We start from the raw sequence: 21,111 nt of genomic DNA, 5'->3' as shown, positions 1-21,111 counted from the left end.
TGATATGTGACTGATACGCGCCGGGTATTGGCGGGAAAAGCGGTGGTGGCGCAGGCCGAGTGCAACATCTGTGCCTCGTGTCTGACTCGTGCGGTCTGACACGTACGGTCCGACTCATGCGGTCCGACTCGTGCGGTCCGACGGGTACGATCCGACGCGTGACTCGTACGGCCTGACGCGTGTGAGCCGGTCTCAGACGCCCAGGCGGCGGGTCAGGGCCTGGCGGCCCAGCAGCAGGGCCACGCCGGTGGCCAGCGCGACGGCCCCCAGCGCCAGGAAGTAGCCGGATCCGGGCACTTGGTCGCCCGAGACCTTCAGGGCGTTGCCGCCGACGCCGCCGCCGAGCGCTCCGGCCAGCCAGAACAGGGCCACCATCTGGCTGACGAAGGTGGCCGGGGCGATCGCGGTGGTGGCGCTCATGCCCACCGGCGCGAACGCGACCTCACCGGCGGCCAGCAGCAGGAACGAGCCCAGCAGCCACAGCGGCGAGACCCGCCCGCCGTCGGCCGCGAGGGTCGCGGCGACGGCCATCAGCAGGTAGGCGGCGGCGGTGGCGCCCATGCCGACCGCATACTTGACCGCCGTCGGCACCCGGTCGCCCGCGCGGTTCCACAGCCAGGCGCACAGCGGCGCGACCACCAGCACAAACAGCGGGATCGCCGCCTGGAACCAGCTGGCGGGCACGGTCTGCCCCAGCACCTCGCGGTCGGTCGCGTGCTTGGCGAACAGCGCGAAGGCCGAACCCCCTTGCAGGAACAGCGCCCAGAACACGGCCGAGGCGAAGAACAGCCAGATATAGGTCCGCACCCGCAGCCGCTCGGCCGCGGTCAGCACGGGATTCCGCAGCAGCCGCCAGAAGCAGACCACCGGCAGCACCACGCACAACAGCCCTACCAGCATCATCAGATGGACGATCTGGAAGGTCCCGAGCGCGGCGTCGACGCCGTACACCACGACCACCACGGCGAGCGCGGCGAGGGTGCCGCGGGTCACCCGCCCGCGCTCGACGGGCGTGGCGGACCGCTCGGGCGCGCTGCCGACGCCGCCGAAGTGCCGGGTGCCGCGCACGTACTGGACGAGGCCGAGGCCCATGCCGACGGCGGCCGCGCCGAAGCCGATGTGCCAGTTGACCGCCTCGCCGAGCACGCCCACCACGATCGGCGCGACCAGGGCGCTGACCTGGACGCTCATATAGAACACCGCGAAGCCCGCGTCGCGCCCCGCCCGGTCGTCGCGGTCGTAGAACGCGCTGAGCAAGCTGGCCATATTGGGCTTGAGCAGGCCGGTGCCGAGGGCGATCAGGGCCAGTCCGGGATACAGGGCCCCGGCGACGGGCACCGCCATCGACACATGCCCGGCGGCGATCAGTACGCCGCCGTACAGCACGGCGCGGCGGGCGCCGAGCACCCGGTCGCCGAGCCAGCCGCCGGGCACGGAGGCCAGGAACACCGAGGCCATATACAGGCCGTACAGCAGCGCGGCGTCGCCCGACGCCATGCCGAGCCCGCCCTGGCTGGTGTCCTCCGTCGCGTACAGGACGAGGATCGCGGTCATCCCGTAGAAGCTGAACCGCTCCCAGACGTCCGTGGCGAACAGAGTGGTGAACCAGCGCGGGCGCCCCAGCAGGCCGGGTCGCCTGCCACCAGCGGGACCGGGTCCGGGTCCGGGGCCAGGGCCGTCCGTGTGCGGGGCGGTGGTCACGGGCGGGTCGACGGGCGGCTGGTCGGCGGCGGCGGTGGGCGGTCGCGTCGGGACGGCCATGGCTTCTCCGTGGGACGTCGAGGGGCTGGGCTCAGAGCACGGGGAGGCTCACACCGCACGTTCGACGACAGCTCAAGAAGCGCTCAAGAATCCGAGAGGCGCTCAGGGCGCACTCCAGCGCCTCAAGTAACCTTCGAGGGCAACCCGCTCCCCTGACACCGGACTTCACTATCCTGCGGGATTATGTGGCTTGTAGGGGTTATCGGCGCTTTCGTCATCATCGTTCTTCCCGCGCTGCTCGGACGACGACTGCTCGGCATGGACGCCGGTGTCCTGCGGGTACTGCTCGCCGCGCTGGTCGGCGTCTCGGTGTCGGGCACGCTGATCGGCCCCCAGCTGCAGAGCTCCGGAAACGGTCCGGTGCTGCTCTCGCTGATGCTCGGCGTCGGACTGCTCACCGCGATGGTCTGCCTGTTCGTCCTCGACATGCTGGTGCCCTCGGTCCGGGTCCGCCCGCTGGCCTGGGCGCGTGCGGTGCGGGGCCGGATAGCCCGCGCCCGCCGCTACTCCCAGATCGTGTCGATCCTCGGACGGCACGGCCTGGGCCCGTACGTCACCGGCCGGGCCAGAAGCGGCGGCCCCGGACGCGTCTCGCCCACCCCGCACACCCCGTACACCCGGCACACCCAGCTCGCCCGCGAGCTGCGCGAGGCGCTCCAGGCGGGCGGCACCACGTTCGTGAAACTGGGTCAGCTGATGTCCACCCGCCGCGACTTGCTGCCCGAGGCGTACATCACCGAGCTCAGCGAGCTCCAGGACCGGGTGCCGCCGGTGCCCTGGCCGCAGGTCGAGACCGTGCTGACGGCGAGTCTCGGCGCGCCGCCGCACGAGGTGTTCGCCGCGTTCGACCGCGAGCCGCTCGCCGCCGCGTCCGTCGCCCAGGCGCACGCCGCCGAGCTGCGCGACGGCACGCGGGTCATCGTCAAGGTGCGCCGCCCCGGCATCCGCGAGACCGTCGAGCGCGACCTGGACATCGTCGCCCGGCTGGCCCGCACCTTGGAGAACCGCACCGAGTGGGGCCGTACCCTCGGCCTGACCGACCTGGCCGACGGCTTCGCCGTGGCGCTGCGCGAGGAACTGGACTTCCAGGTGGAGGCGCGTAATCTGACGGCCGTACGCAAGGCCGCCGAGGCCCGCCGCGACGACAGCGTCATCCTGCCCGCCCCGCACGAGCAGCTCAGCGGCGAACAGGTCCTGGTCATGGACCGCATCGACGGCACCCCCCTGGGCCAGGCCCGCCCGGACAGCCCCGAACAGGGCGCGGACCTGGCGCGGACGCTGCTCACCGCGCTCCTCGACCAGATCATGTACGACGGCGTCTTCCACGCGGACCCGCATCCGGGGAACATCCTGCTGTCGCCCGACGGGCGGCCCGCACTGCTCGACTTCGGCTCGGTGGGCCGTCTGGACGGCGGCCTGCGCTCCGCGATGGCCGAGCTGTTCCTCGCCGTGGACAGCGGCGACCCGGCCGCGCTGCGCGACGCCCTGCTAGAGGTGACCGACCGTCCCGAGGACGTGGACGAACAGCGGCTCCAGCGGGCGCTCGGCCAGTTCAGCGGCCGCCACCTCGGCCGCGGCTCGACTCCCGACGTGCGGATGTTCACCGACCTGTTCCGGCTCGTGGCCGACTTCCGGCTGGCGATCCCGCCCGAGATCGCGGCGGTGTTCCGCGCGCTGGCCACCATGGAGGGCACGCTCGGCCGGATGTCGGCCGGTTTCGACATCCTGGCCGCATCGCGCTCGTACGCCTCGACCCGGTTCGCGCGCCAGCTGGAGCCCGACACCGTACGGGACGCCGCGCGCGACGAGCTGCTGACCCTGCTGCCGGTGCTCCGGCGCCTCCCCCGGCGCATCGACCGGATCGGCGGCGCTCTGGAGGAGGGACGGCTCGCCGTGAACGTACGCCTCCTCTCGGACCCGCGCGAGCGCCGCGTCATCGGCGAACTGCTCAGCCGCGTCGTCCTGACCGGCCTCGGCATCTTCTTCGGCGTCCTGGGCGTCCAGCTGCTCGGCACCGAAGGCGGCCCGGACGTCACCGACACCCTGACCCTGTACGGCCTGCTCGGCTACCACCTGCTCGTCCTGTCCGCCGCGGTGGTGCTCCGCACCCTGCACGTCCTCACCAGGCCGATGCCCTGAGCGGGCCGGTCCCGCACGGCCGGTCCCGCGGGCCGCGCCGGGGCAGCCGCGCCGGGGCGGCTCACGGTCCGCCGGAGGCCACCACGGTGCTCTGGGACCCGCGGCGGGGCGTGGAGGGGGGCGGCTCGCCGGGCGGTGCGGCGAGCAGCCGGGTGAGCAGCGGCGCCGCCATGGCGGTGGTCACCAGAGCCATCACCACCAGCGAGCTGTAGAGCTGCACACTGATCAGGCCCAGGCTCAACCCGACGTTCAGCAACACCAGTTCGGTCAGGCCTCGGGTGTTCATCAGCACTCCGAGCGTGGTGGCGTCACGCCAGGCCAGGCCTGTGGCGCGGGCCGAGACGGCCACCGCGCCGAGCTTGCCGAGGCAGGCCGCCGCGATGACGGCGAGCAGGACCAGGACGCTGTCGCCGGAGAGCGAGGTGAGGTCCACCGAGAGCCCGGTGAGGACGAAGAACACCGGGAGCAGCAGCTTGCCGACGTGTTCGAGAGGCGGCAGCGCCAACCGGACCAGCCCACTGTCGCGGGGCATCACCATGCCGAACACGAACGCGCCGAAGAGGGCGTGGATGCCGATGTACGAGGTGGCGAACGCCGAGCCGAAGGCCCCGGCGGCCGCCAGGATCGCCGCGTAGGGCCTCAGGGCGTCCGGCAGCCGCCGGAACGCCGCGGCGAGCAGCGGCCGTACGCCCCAGATCATCACCGCGAGATAGCCGGCGGACCAGGCCAGCACCGAGACGAAGCCGCCCGCGCCGCCGGCGGCCGCGAGGGCGACCACGACCGCGAGCAGGCACCAGGCGAGTACGTCGTCGGCGGCCGCGAGGCACAGCGCGAGCGCCCCCACTCGGGTGTACTGCAGCCGGTGCTCGGCGATGATGCGGGCCAGCACGGGGAAGGCGGTGATGGACATGGCCGCGCCGAGGAACAGCGCGAACCCGGCGAACGGCACGCCGCGGCCCGCGGCGACGCCGTGCGTGCCGTACAGGAGCGCGGCGAGCCCGACGCCGAGCGCCATGGACAGCGTCAGAGCGCTGATCCAGATGGCGCCGGCGGACCGGAACCGGCCCTTGAGGGCACGGCCGTCGAACTCCCAGCCGATGACGAACATGAACAGCAGCAGACCGATCTGGGCGACGACGCCCAGGTGCGGGCGTACCTCCGTCGGGAAGATCCGCTCGGGCAGGCCGCCGGGCAGCAGCCCGAGCACACTCGGCCCTAGGCAGATGCCCGCCGTGATCTCGCCGATCACAGCGGGCTGCCCGAAGCGCCGCAGCACCAGGACGAACGCGGTGGTGACGGCGAAGATCAGGGCGAGGCAGCCGACGGCCGTCACAGTGATCCACTCCGCGTGGGGCATGCCGTTCTCCCTTGTGTCCGGGCAGCGGGTTCGAGGCCGGAACGGCTACGCGGCACGGTTCCGGTCGATCAGCTCGCTGAGCGTGGCGACCAGTTCGCCGACCGTCTGCTCTTGCAGCAGGTGGTGGGCCGGAACGGGGATCTGGAGCACGGACTCCAGGCGGCGCTGGAGGACCAGCGCGGTCAGCGAGTCGATCCCCTGGGTGTACAGCGGCCGACTCTGGGAGATCCGGTGGGCCGGCGGAATGTCGAGGCTGCTCGCCAGGTGGCGGCACAGGAACGTCTCAAGGAGCCGCAGGCGGGCATCGCCGTGTGTGTCACGCAACGTACCGGGGTCGAGGGTGGCTGGGGTTCCTGACATGTCTCATCCCTTCGTCGAGCGTGTGTGGACCGGCCGTCAGGGGCGCCAGGGGCGCGTGCGGGGGCGGGGCTGGGAGCCGCGCAGCGCGCGGGCGTCGGGGCCCGGACGCGGTCCGGCCCCGTCCGACCACATCAGGTGGAACCGCCAGCGGCGGATCCGCCAGCCGGCCGGGGTGCGCACCGCCTCCCCCTCGCTGTAGCCGCCGATGTCGAAGCGGCCGCCCGGATCGGGGCCGTCGTCGTGGTGCACATGCGAGGCGACGAGGTGGATGCGGACGCGGGCCGTGTCACCGTCCGTCTGAATGCCGTAGTTGGAGGCCAGATGGTGGGTGCGGGCGAAGCGCGACTTCCGGTCGAAGTGGAACGCGGCGGTCTTGTCGAGTCCCTCGACCGTGCCGACGGGGAACTCCAGGCGGCAGTCCTCGGTGAAGACCGCGCGGGGCCAAGTGTCCTCGAAGCCGTGGTCGTCCTGGGTGTCGAGCAAGGTGATGTACCGGTCTATCAGTTCGGAGATCTCGGCCCGGTCGGCGAGAAGGCGGACCTGGGCGCGCAGGGCGTCGAGTTCGTCCCGCGCGACGGTGACGGTGTCCAGACCGGTGGCGATGTCCGGACCGGTGACGGTGTCCAGACCGGTGGCAGTGTCCAGACCGGTGACGGTCTCCGAGCCGGTGGCGGTGCGTTCAGCGGGCGGGGAGGTCATGGGGGGAGGCTCCGTTTCTGGGGAGAGTCCGGTGCGTGACTCCAGCGACGCCTACGCCCCGCGGCTGCCCGCGATACGCCAGCCGCGGGGGTCGCGATGCCGCAGGACGCGCTCCGGGCGACGCCAGGGGGCGGTGGGCTGCTGCTCCTGCAGGCCGGGGCCCGCCGCGGCGAGCGCGGCGGCGCGGGCGAGCAGCACACTGGTCAGCGCGGCGATCTCGGCGGGGTCGGCCTGGCCCTTCACGACCCGGATGACCAGGGCCTCGCCCGCGCCGTCGGCCCCGCTCACTGCGGCGGGTTGCCGTGCTTGCGGCACGGCAGGTCGGCCTGCTTGCTGCGCAGCATCGCCAGCGCGCGGACGAGTGCGCTGCGGGTGTCCCGCGGGTCGATCACGTCGTCGATGAGACCGCGCTCGGCCGCGTAGTACGGATGCATCAGCTCCGCCTGGTACTCCTTGATCTTCTGCGACCGGACGGCCTCCGGGTCGTCCGCGGCGGCGATCTCCCGGCGGAAGACGACGTTCGCCGCGCCCTCGGCGCCCATGACCGCGATCTCGTTGGACGGCCAGGCCAGCGCCAGGTCGGTGCCGATGGAGCGCGAGTCCATCACGATGTACGCGCCGCCGTAGGCCTTGCGCAGCACCAGGGAGACGCGCGGCACGGTGGCGTTGCAGTACGCGTACAGGAGTTTGGCGCCGCGCCGGATGATCCCGTTGTGCTCCTGGTCCACGCCCGGCAGGAAGCCGGGCACGTCGATCAGCGTGACCAGCGGAATGTTGAAGGCGTCGCAGAACTGCACGAACCGCGCCGCCTTTTCGCTGGCGTCGATGTCCAGGACCCCGGCGAAGGCCGCGGGTTGGTTGGCGACGATGCCGACCACCTCGCCGTCGAGCCGGGACAGCACGCACACCACATTCGCCGCCCAGTCCGGGTGGACCTCGAAGTAGTCGCCGTCGTCGACGATCTCCTCGATGACGGCGCGGATGTCGTAGATCCGGCTGGGGTCCTCGGGGACGAGTTCCAGCAGCCGGTCGGTGCGCCGGTCGGCCGGGTCCGAGCCGGGGTCCTTGGGCGGCAGGTCGCGGTTGTTGGACGGCAGCAGGGACAGCAGGTGGCGTACGTCCTCCATACAGGTGCGCACATCGTCGTAGGCGAAGTGGGCGACGCCGGAGGTGGTGGCGTGCACGTCCGCGCCGCCGAGGTCGTTCTGGCTGATCTCCTCCCCCGTCACCGCCTTGACCACGTCGGGGCCGGTGATGAACATCTGCGCGATGTCGCGGACCATGAAGACGAAGTCGGTCAGGGCCGGCGAGTAGGCGGCGCCGCCCGCGCACGGCCCGAGCATCACGCTGATCTGCGGAATGACGCCGGACGCTCGGGTGTTGCGCTGGAAGATCCCGCCGTAGCCGGCGAGCGCGGAGACGCCCTCCTGGATACGGGCGCCCGCGCCGTCGTTGAGGGACACCAGCGGCGCGCCGGCCGCCATGGCCATGTCCATGATCTTGTGGATCTTCTGGGCGTGGGCCTCGCCGAGGGCGCCGCCGAAGATGCGGAAGTCATGCGCGTACACGAAGACGGTACGGCCGTGGACCGTGCCCCAGCCGGTGATCACACCGTCGGTGTAGGGGCGTTTGGCCTCCAGTCCGAAGCCGGTGGCCCGGTGTCGGCGCAACATCTCGACCTCGGTGAACGAGCCCTCGTCGAGCAGTAGTTCGATCCGTTCGTGGGCGGTGAGCTTGCCCTTGCCGTGCTGGCGTCGGGTGGCCAGCGGATCGCCGTGCCGGGCGGCCTGCTTGATCAGGCTGAGTTCCTCGGCGCGCTCCGCGGCGGACCACTGGCCGCGGTGCTCGCGTTCGCGCGGAGTCGGCCGGTCAGCCCTATGATCGACGTGGTCGACATGATCGGCTTTTGGTTCGGTCTGTTGCTCGATCGACATGGGTGAGTCACGCTCCCTCGTCCGATGCTCGGATGGTCGTGCCGTCGGCGTCCAGGTCCACCGTCCCGCCGGCGTACAGCCCGGCGGGCGGCAGCCAGCGCACAGCGACCCGCTCCGGCGTCCCGCCGCGCACGGCGACGGCCGCGTTGTGCCGGGGGCCGCAGTGCAGGTCCAGCAGTGTCCAGCCGCCCGGCCGACGGCGCGGATCGGACCCCAGGTAGTCCTTGGCCGGGTCGCGGGACAGACCGGTGCCCAGCGCCTTGAGATACGCCTCCTTACGGGTCCACATCCGCCCGAAGACCGCACGCCGCTCCTCGGTGGCCAGGCCCCGCAGCTCCGTCTGCTCCCCCGCGTGCAGCGAGGGAGCGCACACCTCGACGGTCTCGGCCCGCGGCAGCCGCTCCACGTCGACGCCGACGACGGTGTGCGAGACGGCCACGACGGCCATGCCGTGGCTGTGCGCCAGGGAGAAGTGCAGCGGCGGGTCGGGGTGGGCGACGGCCGGCCGGCCGTGCGGCTCGACGCACTCGGGGCAGGGCTCCCGCACGAACGGCACGTCCCGTGCGGGCAGCCCCAGATAAGCGCCGAGCAGCCGGCGCAGCGCGACATGGGCGGACGCGTAGGTGACCGCGTCCGCGGGGCGCACGAAGGAGGCGGTGCGCCGGCGTTCCGCGTCGCTCAGCTCGGAGAGGTCCAGCAGTTCGGCCGCCGTCTCCAGCCGGGGGCGGCGCACCAGCCACACATCGAGCCGCCCGTGTGCGGGCGGCCGCGGAGCGGCGGTCCCGCGCTCCTCGTCGACGAGCAACTCCCCGATCACGTCGCGCTCGGGACGTCGTGCGAGACCAGGTGGCCACCCTGTCCGGCGTAGGTGTGCGGGCCGTCGTCCTCCGGGCCGAGCTGACCGGCCAGACAGGCGACGAGCTCGGCGGCGCTGTTGGCGCGCAGCAGCCGGTTGAGATTGACGTCGACCTTCAGGGCGGCCTCCATCCGCTGCTGGAGTTCGAGGCCGGTGATCGACCCGATGCCCAGGCTGTTCATCGGACGGCCCGCGGTGTCGATGGTGTCCGGCGACACGCGCAGCACTCGGGCTAGTTCGGCCCGTACGTACGCGTCGATGAGCCGGGTGCGCTCGGCCAGGTCGCAGGAGGCCAGGTGCGCGAGGCTCGGCGGGACCACCTCGACGACCTGGTCGCGCTCGAACTCGTAGTCCAGATCGTCGAGTTCGTCCAGGTCATCGAAGATCCAGTTCTTCGTCGTCTGGTCCATGATCGTGCCCGTCGTGGAGTGGGAGTAAGGGGAAGAGAAGGAGGGGAACAAAGGGAGGAACGGGGATCACGTGCGTGGTACGGAGGGGCCGTCCGCGGCGATGGCGGCGGACCGGGTGAGTCCGGTGAGCCCGACGAGGAGTCCGAGCCCGCCGAGTACGGCCACCAGCGTCAGGGCGGGTCGGCAGGCGTCGACCGCCGCGACCGGGCCGGCGCCGGGGTCCGCCCCGGCGAGCAGCGCGGCGACGAGCGCGACCACGACGGCCGCGGCCACCTGGACGGCCGTCTGGTACAGCCCGCTGCCCGCAGCGCGGTCGGCGGGCTGAAGCTCCGACGTGGCCTGGGTGTTCAGCGCGGCGAAGGACAGCACGAAGCCCGCCCCCACCAGCAGGAGCGTCGGCAGCACCCGGCCCGGATAGTCGAGCGGCCAGGACGGGCCCAGTTGCAGCAGGTAGCCGGCGAAGGCGCAGGCGGCGCCGGCCGGGATGAGACGGCGGGCGCCGAACCGGGCGACCATGCGACCGGAGCTGAGCGCGGTCAGCGCGGGCGGGAGCGCGGCGGGCACGAGGGCCGCCGCGGACGCCAGCGGCGACCAGCCGGCGACCGTCTGCATCTGGTACATCAGCACGAACAGCAGCCCGAGATAGGAGCCGTTGAAGCAGGCCGCGCCGAGCGCCGAGCGGCTCAGCGCCCCGCTGCGCAGCAGCCGGACGCGCACCAGCGGCTCGGCCGCGGCGCGTTCCACGGCCCAGAACAGCCCGAACAGCACAGCCGCCGCGGCCAGGCCGCCGACGGCCCGCGGGTCGCCCCAGCCGTGTCCGGGCAGCGCGCTGACGCCGTACACGAGGGCGAGCAGCGCGCCCGCGAAGGTGACGGCGCCCGCGACGTCGAAGCGGCGGGGCGCGGCCGGGGGCGCGCTCCCCGCCGTGCTCTCCTCGCCGGGGATGAGCCGCAGTCCGAAGACGAAGAGCAGCAGGACCGCCGGAGCCGTGAAGGCGAAGGCCAGCCGCCAGGAGTAGGCGGTCAGCCAGCCGGACAGCAGCAGGCCCGCGGTGAAGCCGCCGGCCCCGAAGAGGGTGTAGACGGACACCGCACGCGCGCGGGGGCGTCCTTCCGGGAAGGCGGTGGAGATGATGGCGAGCCCGGTGGGCGCGGTCAGGGCCGCGCAGAAACCTTTGACCAGCCGGGTGGCGACGAGCAGCCCCGGCTCCTGGGCGAGCGCGCTCAGCACGGAGGTCGCGGCGAACCCGATGAGCGCCGCCAGATAGACCCGGCGTCGCCCGAGCAGGCTCACCAGCCGGGTGCCGAAGAGCATCAGCCCGCCGAAGCCGATGGCGAAGCCCGTCATCGCCCAGTGCGCGCCGGTCAGCGGCAGCCCGAGGTCCGTGGCGATCGCGGGCAGCGCCACGACCGCCACGGACACCTCGAGCGCGTCGATGAGCATGTTCCCGGCGAGGACGAGCAGCAGTCCCCACAGCCGAAGGCTCCACCGCCCGCTCGCGGTGTCGGCCACCTGCGTCGGAAGCGTCCTGGTCACGGCGTCATCCCAGGAGGGTGCCGCCGCTGGCGTCCACGAAGGAACCGGTGATCCAGCGGGCGTCGTCGGAGACCAGGAAGGCGATGACGTCGGCGACGTCCTGCGGCTCCCCGACCCGGTTGAACGTGGACAGCGCGGCCATGGCCTCGACGGCCTCGGGAACGTCGAACAGCGGGTTGCCGTTCCGGGTGATGCCCGGCGCGACGCTGTTGACGGTGATGCCCCGCGGGCCGAGCGCCTTGGCGAAGTGCAGCGCGAGCTGCTCGACGGCGCCCTTGCTCATCGCGTACGCGACCTCGTCGGGGTTGGCGAACCGGGTCAGCCCCGAGGAGGTGTTCACGATCCGCCCGCCGTCGGGCATGTTGGCGAGCGCCCGCTGGATGATGAAGAACGGCGCCTTGGCGTTCACCGCGACGATCCGGTCGAACTGCTCCGGCGTGGTGTCCTCCGGCTTGACCCCGCCCATCACACCGGCGTTGTTGACCAGGATGTTCAGCTCGGTGGAGCCGGTGCGCTCCTTCAGGCCCTCCTCCAGTGCGAGGAAAAGCTCGTGCACATCGCCTGCCGTGCCGAGTTCGGCCCGTACGGCGAACGCCCGCCCGCCGTCCTTCTCGATCCCGGCGACGACCTCGGCCGCCGCCTCCTCGCTGGTGCCGTAGTGCACGGCGACGAGCGCGCCGTCCCGTGCGAGCCGCTCGGCGGTGGCCCGGCCCATGCCCCGGCTGGCGCCCGTCACGAGCGCGGTCTTCCCGGTCAGGTTACCCATGTGCTTTCTCCAGCCGTTGTGTGTGCTGACGTGGTGGTGCGGGACGCGGTGCTGTGTGGCGCGGTGGTCCGTGGCGGCGCGTGGCCGGTCGGCGGGGGCGGGTGCCTGGCGCTCGGCTGGCTCGTCGGGGGCGAACCAGCGGGCGAGCGCCGCCTCAAGGCCGTCCGGCGAGCCGCCCGCCCAGGCGACATAGCCGTCCGGGCGGACGAGGACGGCGGCCAGGTCCCGCAGGGGGCCGTCGTCGGCGGGGCGTGCCGTCACCGTGTCGACGACACCGGACCAGGGCCGGGCCGACCGGGCGACGCGCCCGCGCAGTGCCTCGTCGCGGGCCGTCACGAGCAGCAGACCCCGTGCGTCCCGCAGCAGTCGCGAGGCGGTCGTACCCGAGTCCAGTCGCACCTCGGGCAGTCGCGCCCCCACCAGCTCCGGTCCTTCTCCCGCCCCGTACCGCACATCCAGCCCGCTGATCGTCCCGGCCAGATGCGCCCGCACCCGCTCGTACGACGTCAGCTCGCCGACCACCGAGCGCAGGGCCTCCACCTCGGGCCCGCCCAGCAGCAGCCGGGCCTGCGCCCGGATGTGGGACAGCACCCGGCGTCCGACCGTGTGCCGTTCCTCGTGGTAGGTGTCCAGCAGCCCGTCGGGGGCGCGCCCGCGCACCGTCGCCGCCAGTTTCCAGCCCAGGTTGACCGCGTCCTGGAGGCCGAGGTTGAGCGCCTGGCCGCCGATCGGCATCTGCTGGTGCGCCGCGTCGCCGGCGAGCAGCACCCGCCGGTCGCGGTAGCGGACGGCCTGCCGGGACGCGTCGCCGAAGGAGTTGACCCACAGCGGGGTGCCCCCGCTGATGTCCTCGCCGGTGACCTCCCGCCAGGCCGCCGTGATGTCCGCGAAGTCCGCCTCGCTCGCGCCGCGCGGCGGGTCGCCGAACCGGTGGACCATCACACGGGTGACGCCGTCGGCGCGCCGGGCGGCGATCGCCAGCCCCTTCGGCAGCCGCTGGAAACGCCGTGCCGGTATGTCGATGCCCTCGACATCGGCGCGGATCAGCTCCCGTTCCGCGTCGCCGCCGGGGAAGTCGATGCCCGCCAGCCGCCGTACGGCCGACTGCTCGCCGTCACAGCCGACGGCGTACCGGGCGGTGAACACCGCCCGCTTCCCCGCGTGCTCGGCCACCAGCTCCACATGGTCCTGGTGTTGCGTCAGGGACACGACCTCGTGGCCGCGCAGCACCCGCGCCCCGAGCCGGTCCGCCCAGGCGCCGAGTGCCTCCTCGGTGCGCACCTGCGGCACCTTCCACTGGCCGGGGTGGGAACTCGCCAGCGTGAGGTCCATCGGGAGACCGCCGAAGTGCCCCTTCGGCTCGCGCGGCGGCGGGGGGTCGCCGAAGCCGCCGGGCCCGTCGAGCAGCCCGCGCTGCTCAAGGATCTCCATGGTCCGCGCGTGCAGCGTGGACGCCCGCGACTCGGTCGTCGGGGCGTCCAGCCGCTCCAGTACGGTCACATCGGCGCCGCCGAGCCGCAGTTCCCCGGCGAGCATCAGCCCGACGGGTCCGGCGCCGACCACGACGACGTGCGTATCGACAGCGTCGGCGCCGGCCATGGGTCAGCGCCCCGCTTCGGCGTAGTCCTTCGCGTGGCCCAGGGTGGCACGGCTGTTGGTGCTCAGCGCGGTGCGTACGTACTCCTTGGCCTCGGCCACGCCCGCGTCGGGCCCGAGGAACTTCTGGATGTTCTCGGGGCGGAGCACGACGGTGTGCTGCGAGGAGGCGGTGCTGCCGGTCTCCGTCTCGCGGAAGGTCCAGTAGCCGGTGTGCAGGCTCATCAGGCCCGGCAGAGTGGTCTGCTTGTAGGCGATCTTCTCGCCCTCCAGGCACACCCGGTACGACTTCGTGGTGTGGGTGGAGCCGTCCTTGGCGCGGGTGTCCATCTCCAGGGTCTGCAGGCCGGGGGTGTCCTCGGTGAGCCGTACGGTCGCCACGTGCGGCAGCCGCTCGGACCACAGACCGGCCTCGTTGACGAAGTCGTAGAGGTCCTTGGCGGACCCGGCGACCTCGATCGTGTCCTCGAAGGAGAAGGTGAGTTCCGCGGAGCCGGCGGCGAGTTCGACGTTGGTCTTCAGGGCCGCGAGCTCCGAGCGGGAGTTGCGGTCCACGGCCTCGTCGATCCAGGCCAGGCCCGCGGGGTCGTCGTCGACGGCTGTGTAGTCGTGCAGCAGCCTCACGCGCGAGGTGTGCTCGTCGAGCGGCTCGGCGATCCAGGTCCCGCCCATGCTCGCGACCGGCGGGGTGGAGACCTGCTGCCGGAAGGTGATCCTGAGGCCTTCGGGGTCCAGGACGCGGCGCGAGGTCCAGTTCTTGGCCTCGCCGTTGGCCGTCGCCCAGATCCGGATCAGTTCCTCGTCTCCGGAGCGCTCCAGGTGGTCGACGTAGATGGTCGGCGGGAAGATCCGCGGCCAGTTCGCCACGTCGGCGATCAGCCGGTAGACCTCGGCGGCCGGGGCCGAGACCGTGATCTCGTGCTCGACTTCCCGCAGCTCGGATGCGGACATGTGTGAACTCCTCGGAGGGTGCGCGGTGGCGGCGGGATCAGAAGTTGCCGAGGCCGCCGCAGACGTTGAGGGCCTGTGCGGTGATGGACGCGGCGGTGTCGGAGGCGAGGTAGCCGACGAGCCCGGCGACCTCTTCGGGCGTGGAGTAGCGGCTGAGGGGGATCTTCGCCGTGAACTTGTCGCGGATGGCGTCCTCGGTGGTGTCGTACGCGGCGGCGTACCCGGCGCGTACCCGCTGGGCCATCGGGGTCTCGACATAGCCGGGGCAGACCGCGTTGACGGTGATGCCGGTGGGGGCGAGTTCGTTGCCCAGCGCCTTGGTGAAGCCGACGACTCCGTGCTTGGAGGCGGAGTACGGGGCGCCGAGTACCACGCCCTGCTTGCCGGCGGTGGAGGCGATGTTGATGATCCGGCCGCGGTCCTTGTGGCGCATGCCGCCGGTGGTGAGGACGGCGCGGGTGAGCCGGAAGACGCTGTTGAGGTTGGTCTCGACGACGTCGTACCAGAGTTCGTCCTCGAGGTCGGCGGTGACGCCGCCGCCGGACCGGCCCGCGTTGTTGACCAGGACGTCGACGGTGCCGTAGCGGTCCACGGCGGCCTGGACGAAGTTCTCGATCGACAGCGCCGAGCGCACGTCGAGGGTGGTGCCGTCGGCCTCCAGGCCCTCGGCTTGCAGCTCCTTGACGGTCCTGGCGACGTTGTCGGGGTCGCGGGAGCCGATGAAGACCCGGTGGCCTTGCTCGGCCAGCAACCGCGCCACCGCGAGGCCGATTCCGCTGGTGGCCCCGGAGACGAGGGCGACCCGCTGCTGCTTGTCGGACATGTCTGGTGCTCCTTCGTAGGCGCTTGTGGCCGTGTGTCTGCGGCTGGGCTGGGAGGGGCCCGGACGACGGGCCGCCGGCGCCCGGCTCGGGGCGGGCGCCGGCGGCTGGTGCGCGGGGCGGGGTGCGGGGTGCGGATCAGGCCGCGGCGGCGACCTCGGTCAGCTGGGCGTTGACCAGCTCCAGCAGGGCGCGGGGCGTCCTGGCCTCGGTCACCACGGTGTCGTCGAGCGATATCCCGTAGTCCCGCTCGATCCGGCCGCAGGTCTCCAGGATGGCCAGCGACTCGTAGCTGAGTTCCTCGAAGTCGGTGTCGAGGATGTCGCCGTCGAGGTCGACGTTCTCGTCGGCCCCGGCTGCCGCCAGGAGGATTCGCTTGAGGTCGTCGAGGGTGAAGGGCTGAGTGGCCACGGTGGGTCCTTTCCGTCTGATGGGATCCGCGCCCCGGACGCGTTCCGGGGCGCGGGGCGGGTCAGGGCGTGCGGACGACGAGGGCCGAGTTGAAGCCTGCGTGGCCGCGGGCCAGGACCAGGGCGGTGCGGACCTCCATGCCGCGCGGCTGACCGGTGACCAGGTCCAGGTCGTAGGAGCCGTCGGCGTCCACGTTGGTGGTGGTCGGCACGACGCCGTCCCGGATGGCGAGCAGGGCCGTCGCCACGTCGAGGGGGGCGGCGCCCGAGTAGAGGCGTCCGGTCATCGTCTTGGGTGCGGTGACGGGCACGCCGTGCGGTCCGAACACGTCGTTCAGCGCGTCGGCTTCGGCCCGGTCGAGTTCGGGCACGGCCGCCGCGTCGGCGAAGACCACATCGACGTCGCCGGCGTCCACGCCCGCGTCGGCGAGGGCGAGTTCGATCGCTTTGCGCAGTCCGGGCGGGCGTCCGGTGCCGGGCGCGGGGTCGAAGGTCGAGCCGTAGCCGGCGATCTCGCCGTACGCCCGGGTGCCGCGGCGGGCCGCGGCCTCCTCCGATTCGAGGATGAGGATGGCGCCGCCCTCGCCGGGTACGTGCCCGGCCGCCGCGGCGTCGAAGGGCAGATAGGCCCGGTCGGGCTCGTCGGACGTGGCCAGCCGGCCGCTGGCCAGCTGGGCCGCCCAGCCCCAGGGGCAGATCGAGGCGTCGATCGACCCGGAGACGATGAGCTGGGTGCCCTTGCGGATCTGGCGGCGGGCGTGGGCCAGCGCGTCCAGCCCGCCCGCCTGGTCGGAGACGAGCACTCCGCTCGGGCCCTTCATCCCGTTGCGGATGGAGATCTGGCCGCTGTTGACGGCGTAGAACCAGGCGAAGGACTGGTAGGCGGAGACGAACTGGCTGCCCTGGCTCCACAGTTTCCGCAGCTCGCCCTGGCCGAACTCGAAGCCGCCCGAGGAACTGGCGGTGACCACGCCCATGTCGTACTCGGGCAGTTCGGCGGGCGCCACGTCCGCGTCGGCCAGCGCCCAGTCGGTGGCCACGAGGGCGAGCCGGGTCATGTGGTCGGTCTGGGCGAGCAGCCGGTTCGGCAGATGGTCTTCGGCGGTGAATCCGGGCACCTGGCCGGCCAGCTTGGCCGGGTAGCCGGACGGGTCGAAGCGGGTGACGCGGGCGATGCCGCTCTTACCGGAGCGGGTGGCCGCCCAGTAGTCCGCCGCGCCCAGACCGTTGGGGGCCGCGACGCCGAGCCCCGTCACCACGGTCCGCGGGGTGGCCGTGCTCATGCCGTGCTCCTCTCCGGTCGGGCGAGCACCATGGCGCTCTGGAAGCCGCCGAAGCCGCTGCCGACGGTCAGCACCGCGTCCGTGCGGTGCTCACGGGCCGTCAGGGGCACATAGTCCAGGTCGCACTCCGGGTCCGGGGTGTGCAGGTTGGCCGTCGGGGGCACCACGCTGTGCTCCATGGCGAGGACTGAGGCGGCGATCTCGACGGAGCCGATCGCGCCCAGCGAGTGCCCGACCATCGACTTGATGGAGGACACCGGCGTGCGGTAGGCGTGCTCGCCCAGGCTCTTCTTGAACGCGGCCGTCTCGTGCCGGTCGTTCTGCTTGGTGCCGGAGCCGTGCGCGTTGATGTAGTCGATGGCGTCCGGGTTCATCCGGGCCTCGTCCAGGGCGACCGTGATGGCCTCGGCCATCTCCGCGCCGTCCGGGCGCAGGCCCGTCATGTGGAAGGCGTTGCAGCGCGAGGCGTAGCCGGCGATCTCGGCGTAGATACGGGCGCCTCGCCTGCGGGCCGATTCCAGCTCCTCCAGGACGAACACCGCGGATCCCTCGCCGAGGACGAAGCCGTTGCGGGTGCCGTCGAAGGGGCGCGAGGCGTGCTCGGGGTCGTCGTTGCGCGGGGTGGTGGCCTTGATGGCGTCGAAGCAGGCCAGGGTGATCGGGGAGATCGGGGCGTCGGTCGCGCCCGCCACCACCGCGCAGGCCGAGCCCTCGCGGATCAGTTCGGCCGCGTGGCCGACCGAGTCCAGGCCCGAGGTGCAGCCGGTGGAGACCACGGTCGCGGGGCCCTCGGCGCCCACCGCCCAGGCCACCTCGGCGGCGAAGGAGCTGGGCACCAGGTAGTCGTAGAGATGCGGTACGGCGTAGGAGTGGTCCACCAGGTCCAGTCGGCCGCCGTCGCTGACGACGCGGTACTCCTGGTCCAGGCCCATGGTGGCGCCGACCGCGCTGCCGATGGTGACGCCGACCCGGTGCGGGTCCGCGCCGGTCAGGTCCAGGCCGCTGTCGGCGAGCGCCTCCCGCGCGGTGACCACGGCGAGCTGGGCCGCGCGGTCCATCCGGCGGGTCTCCTGCGGGCCGAGACCGTGCTCCTCCGGGTCGAAGTCCACTTCCGCGGCGACGCGGGAGCGGAAGGAGGAGGGGTCGAAGAAGGTGATGCCGCGAGTGGCGGTGCGCCCCTCGCTGAGCAGGTTCCAGAAGTTCTTGGTTCCGACACCGCCGGGGGCCGTGACGCCGACCCCCGTGATGACGACTCGCCGCGCGCTCACTCCCGGCCCCCCCAGTGATAGAACCGCGTGGCGACCGCGTCCGCGGGGGACCGCCAGGTCGCGGGGTCGTAGGCCTCGATGAACGGCTTGAGGTCCTCGCTGATCCGCATGAAGCGCGGGTCGGTCTTGGCGGCCTCGATCAGTTCGCCGCCGTTGTCGGTGTCGAAGTCCTGCAGGTGGAAGTACAGGCCGCGGTAGGCGAAGAGCTGACGGCGACGGGTGCCCATCCGGTGCGGCATCTCGGTGTCGTCGAACTCCTGGAACATCCGGGCCACCTCGGGGCCGTGGCCCGGATCCATCCGGGCGACGATCAAGGTGCTGTGCATGATCTCTCCATTCAGCGGTACGTTCACGAGCGGGCCGGGCCGAACCAGCGCTCCAGGGCCATTGAGAGGTCCGCATGGCTGCCCGGAGCCGCCCAGGCGACATAGCCGTCGGGGCGGACGAGGACGGCCGTGGTATCCGCGAGGTCGCTGCCCTCGGGCAGGTCGGGCCGGGCCGTGACGAGGTCGACGCGGTCCTGCCAGGCCCAGGCGCGGTCGCGTAGCCGCGCGTTGTCCGCGAGGTCGAGGAGTACGCCGCGGCCCGCGTGCAGCGCCTCGGTGCTGGAGGAGACCAGGCGGTGCCCGGTCAGCCTGACGTCGGGGAGCCTGCGGCCGAGCAGCGGGTGGGTGCCGCCGTCGAGGTCGTAGCGGATCTCCAGGCCCGACACCATCGCCGCGAAGTGCCGGCTGACCTCCGGGAACTCGATCAGCTCGGACAGCACGTCGCGCAGCGGCTGCACCTCGGGTCCGGACAGGAACAGCAGCCCCTGGGCCTGGGTGTTCATCAGCAGTCGCTTGCCGACCGGGTGCCGCTCGGCGTGGTAGGTGTCGAGCAGTGTCTGAGGCGCTCGGCCCCGGACCACCGCGCCGAGCTTCCAGCCCAGGTTGACGGAGTCCTGGATGCTGGTGTTCATGCCCTGCCCGCCGGCCGGCAGGTGGATGTGCGCGGAGTCACCGGCCAGGAAGACCCGGCCCTGTCGGTAGTCGGAGACCTGCCGGGTCGCGTCGCCGAACGAGGACACCCACACCGGCTCGGCGTGCGAGATGTCGTCGCCGGTCAGCCGCTGCCAGGCGGCGGCGACCTCCTCCCAGGTCGGCGGGGTCTCCCGGCGCTGCGGCGGGGTGCCCCGCTCGCACACGATCAGCCGGGTGATCCCGCCGGGCAGCGGGCCGACCATCACCATGCCGCCGGGCAGTGTCTCGCCGATCATCCGGGGCTCCAGCTGGATGCCCTTGACGTCGGCGAGGAACATCTCCAGCGTGGCCGCCGTGCCGGGGAAGTCGAACCCGGCGGCCTTGCGGATGGTGGACCGGCCGCCGTCGCAGCCGACGAGGTACTCGGCGCGCAGCCGGTGCGTCCCGTCGGGTCCGCGCGCCTCGACCTCGACGCTGTCCTCCTTCTCCTTGACGGACAGCACCTCGTGGCGGCGGCGGATGTCCGCGCCGAGCTGCGTCGACCACTCCTCCAGGACCGTCTCGGTGACCGACTGCGGAATGGTCTTGGCGGCCTGGTGGGCTCCGTCGAGCACGCCGAAGTCGACCGGCAGGCCGCCGAAGTGGCCCATGTTGCTGACCTCGATGTCGCCGAACCGGGGGAGCAGTCCCCGCTGGTCGAAGACCTCCATGGTGCGGGCGGTGAAGCCGAGGCCGCGTGACTCCCCGGTGCGCGCGGCCAGCTTCTCCAGCACGATGACGTCGACGCCCGCGAGCCGCAGCTCGCCGGCCAGCATCATCCCGGCCGGTCCGGCGCCCACGATGATTACTTGCGTGTCCATGACACTCCTCGGGACAGCCCGCCGCCCGGGCGGGAAAGGACATGAGCGGAAAAGGACATGAGGGGGGAAAGCCCGGAAACCTCAGGAACCGGCGGGCACTTCAGCGGGAGAAGCGGCCGATCCCCACGTTCGCCGCGTGGGCGGCGGCGGCGTGCCGCGGATCGGGGGCCAGCGCCTCGTGCCGCACCGCGACCTCCGCGAGCTTGATGGCGTGCTCGTCGCCGATCTCGACGGCTCGGGCGAACACCTCGGCCACGCCCCGCGCCTCGGGCAGCGGCGCCGTCGGCCGGGGCGTGATGTGGAACCAGTCGAGCATCGTGCGGCTGACGGCTCGGGCCGTCTGGTACGACGGCAGCCGCTGTTCCTCGGGCAGGTGCGCGATGACCAGCCGTACGGCGGCCGGCCCGGTGACCGCGTGGATCAGCGGGATCGGATGCCGCTGGGCGACGGTGGCGTAGATCCCGGAGTACTCGGCGACCAGGTCGTCCAGCGCTCGGGCGACCGGTTCGCGTCCGTCGCTCCCTCGCGGCACGGCCGGCGCGGGCCCGTCGTCGACGCGCACCCCGCCGGTGGAGTGCCGTGCGGCCCAGTAGCCCAGCCCCTGCGCCAGCTCGGCGAGTTGCAGTGTGTGCTCCTCGCCTGCCGCGGCGACGGCCCGCACCGCGTGCGCCGTGCGGATCACTCCGTGCGTCAGCATCCCCGACATGCCGGGAAGCAGCCGGGGCCACCAGCGGGCCAGCACCTCGGTCCACGGCGCCCCGGCCAGCTCCCGCTCGAACAGGGCGGTCCAGTCGGCGACGCGGGAGAAGCTCCCGAGCGCGCCACGCCAGTCCGCCTCGTCGGCCGGGTCGATGTCCCAGCGGCGCTCGGGGACGTCGTGGTACTGCCGGGCGCGCAGATTGTGGTCGACCCAGCCGGGCACCTCGTCGGCGTACCCCATGTGCGCCAGCGCCTCCGCGGCCATCGGCGCGTGGTTCACGAAGGACCCGCCGTGCTCGAAACCCACGCCGCGCAGTCGCTGGAGTGCCTCGCTCACGGCGTCGGTGTAGGTGAGTGCTGCCAACGGAATCAGTCCTTGATGTCGCAGATCGTGGCGCCGGAGGTGAGGGAGGCGCCGATCTCGGCGGTCAGGCCCTTGACGGTGC

General features: G+C 72.5%; 19 protein-coding genes. 1 reads left to right on the top strand and 18 read right to left on the bottom strand.

What is annotated here, in order from left to right:
- Positions 1-192 precede the first annotated feature (192 nt).
- Entirely contained in the window at positions 193-1,761 is a 1,569-nt protein-coding gene (locus ACX6XY_RS13700) for a peptide MFS transporter (RefSeq protein WP_460329836.1), read from the bottom strand.
- Between the two features lie 183 nt (positions 1,762-1,944).
- Between ACX6XY_RS13700 and ACX6XY_RS13695 the strand changes: the two genes are divergently transcribed.
- Positions 1,945-3,900, top strand: coding sequence for an ABC1 kinase family protein (locus ACX6XY_RS13695; protein WP_460329834.1), 1,956 nt, complete (start codon positions 1,945-1,947; stop codon positions 3,898-3,900).
- A 61-nt stretch (positions 3,901-3,961) separates the two neighbouring features.
- On the opposite strand, the gene ACX6XY_RS13690 is transcribed toward ACX6XY_RS13695, so the two are convergent.
- From ACX6XY_RS13690 to ACX6XY_RS13610, 17 genes are all read right to left on the bottom strand, one after another.
- The gene (locus tag ACX6XY_RS13690) at positions 3,962-5,257 is read right to left on the bottom strand and encodes a cation:proton antiporter domain-containing protein (RefSeq protein ID WP_460329832.1); all 1,296 of its coding nucleotides are present in this window, start codon (positions 5,255-5,257) and stop codon (positions 3,962-3,964) included.
- Positions 5,258-5,302: 45 nt separating this feature from the next.
- Positions 5,303-5,617 (bottom strand): acyl carrier protein, encoded by a 315-nt coding sequence (locus tag ACX6XY_RS13685; protein WP_460329830.1) that lies wholly within the window; start codon positions 5,615-5,617, stop codon positions 5,303-5,305.
- Positions 5,618-5,653: 36 nt separating this feature from the next.
- Positions 5,654-6,316 (bottom strand): nuclear transport factor 2 family protein, encoded by a 663-nt coding sequence (locus ACX6XY_RS13680; protein WP_460329828.1) that lies wholly within the window; start codon positions 6,314-6,316, stop codon positions 5,654-5,656.
- 51 nt (positions 6,317-6,367) lie between these two features.
- Positions 6,368-6,604 (bottom strand): acyl-CoA carboxylase subunit epsilon, encoded by a 237-nt coding sequence (locus ACX6XY_RS13675; RefSeq protein WP_460329826.1) that lies wholly within the window; start codon positions 6,602-6,604, stop codon positions 6,368-6,370.
- A complete protein-coding gene (locus ACX6XY_RS13670) occupies positions 6,601-8,250 on the bottom strand; it encodes an acyl-CoA carboxylase subunit beta (protein ID WP_460329824.1) in 1,650 nt (549 codons plus the stop codon). The genes ACX6XY_RS13675 and ACX6XY_RS13670 overlap by 4 nt, the downstream gene beginning before the upstream one ends.
- Positions 8,251-8,257: 7 nt before the next feature.
- Positions 8,258-9,067, bottom strand: coding sequence for a 4'-phosphopantetheinyl transferase family protein (locus tag ACX6XY_RS13665; RefSeq protein ID WP_460329822.1), 810 nt, complete (start codon positions 9,065-9,067; stop codon positions 8,258-8,260).
- The gene (locus ACX6XY_RS13660; RefSeq protein WP_460329819.1) at positions 9,064-9,516 is read right to left on the bottom strand and encodes an acyl carrier protein; all 453 of its coding nucleotides are present in this window, start codon (positions 9,514-9,516) and stop codon (positions 9,064-9,066) included. Before ACX6XY_RS13660 ends, ACX6XY_RS13665 begins: the two co-directional genes overlap by 4 nt.
- Before the next feature lie 66 nt (positions 9,517-9,582).
- Positions 9,583-11,052, bottom strand: coding sequence for an MFS transporter (locus ACX6XY_RS13655; RefSeq protein WP_460329817.1), 1,470 nt, complete (start codon positions 11,050-11,052; stop codon positions 9,583-9,585).
- Between the two features lie 4 nt (positions 11,053-11,056).
- Positions 11,057-13,417, bottom strand: a complete 2,361-nt coding sequence (locus tag ACX6XY_RS13650) for an SDR family oxidoreductase (RefSeq protein WP_460329815.1) — start codon at positions 13,415-13,417, stop codon at positions 11,057-11,059.
- A gap of 3 nt (positions 13,418-13,420) precedes the next feature.
- Complete coding sequence (locus tag ACX6XY_RS13645; RefSeq protein ID WP_460329813.1) at positions 13,421-14,365, bottom strand: aromatase/cyclase; 945 nt, start codon at positions 14,363-14,365, stop codon at positions 13,421-13,423.
- Between the two features lie 37 nt (positions 14,366-14,402).
- On the bottom strand, positions 14,403-15,188 hold the full coding sequence (gene fabG / locus ACX6XY_RS13640; RefSeq protein WP_460329811.1) for a 3-oxoacyl-ACP reductase FabG: 786 nt from the start codon (positions 15,186-15,188) through the stop codon (positions 14,403-14,405).
- A gap of 136 nt (positions 15,189-15,324) precedes the next feature.
- Positions 15,325-15,597, bottom strand: coding sequence for an acyl carrier protein (locus tag ACX6XY_RS13635; RefSeq protein WP_460329809.1), 273 nt, complete (start codon positions 15,595-15,597; stop codon positions 15,325-15,327).
- Positions 15,598-15,658: 61 nt separating this feature from the next.
- Positions 15,659-16,879 carry a ketosynthase chain-length factor gene (locus ACX6XY_RS13630; protein ID WP_460329807.1) on the bottom strand — a complete coding sequence of 407 codons (1,221 nt, stop codon included), beginning with the start codon at positions 16,877-16,879 and terminating at the stop codon, positions 15,659-15,661.
- The gene (locus ACX6XY_RS13625; protein WP_460329804.1) at positions 16,876-18,147 is read right to left on the bottom strand and encodes a beta-ketoacyl-[acyl-carrier-protein] synthase family protein; all 1,272 of its coding nucleotides are present in this window, start codon (positions 18,145-18,147) and stop codon (positions 16,876-16,878) included. Before ACX6XY_RS13625 ends, ACX6XY_RS13630 begins: the two co-directional genes overlap by 4 nt.
- Positions 18,144-18,473, bottom strand: coding sequence for a TcmI family type II polyketide cyclase (locus ACX6XY_RS13620; protein WP_460329802.1), 330 nt, complete (start codon positions 18,471-18,473; stop codon positions 18,144-18,146). Before ACX6XY_RS13620 ends, ACX6XY_RS13625 begins: the two co-directional genes overlap by 4 nt.
- 23 nt (positions 18,474-18,496) lie before the next feature.
- Positions 18,497-19,966, bottom strand: a complete 1,470-nt coding sequence (locus tag ACX6XY_RS13615) for an FAD-dependent monooxygenase (protein ID WP_460329800.1) — start codon at positions 19,964-19,966, stop codon at positions 18,497-18,499.
- A 100-nt stretch (positions 19,967-20,066) separates the two neighbouring features.
- A complete protein-coding gene (locus ACX6XY_RS13610; protein ID WP_460329798.1) occupies positions 20,067-21,029 on the bottom strand; it encodes a hypothetical protein in 963 nt (320 codons plus the stop codon).
- Positions 21,030-21,111: the final 82 nt, after the last annotated feature.

The organism is Streptomyces sp. O3, assembly GCF_054788135.1.
The sequence above is the reverse complement of the archived record's forward strand: the minus strand, read 5'-3'. Positions and strand labels throughout refer to the sequence as shown.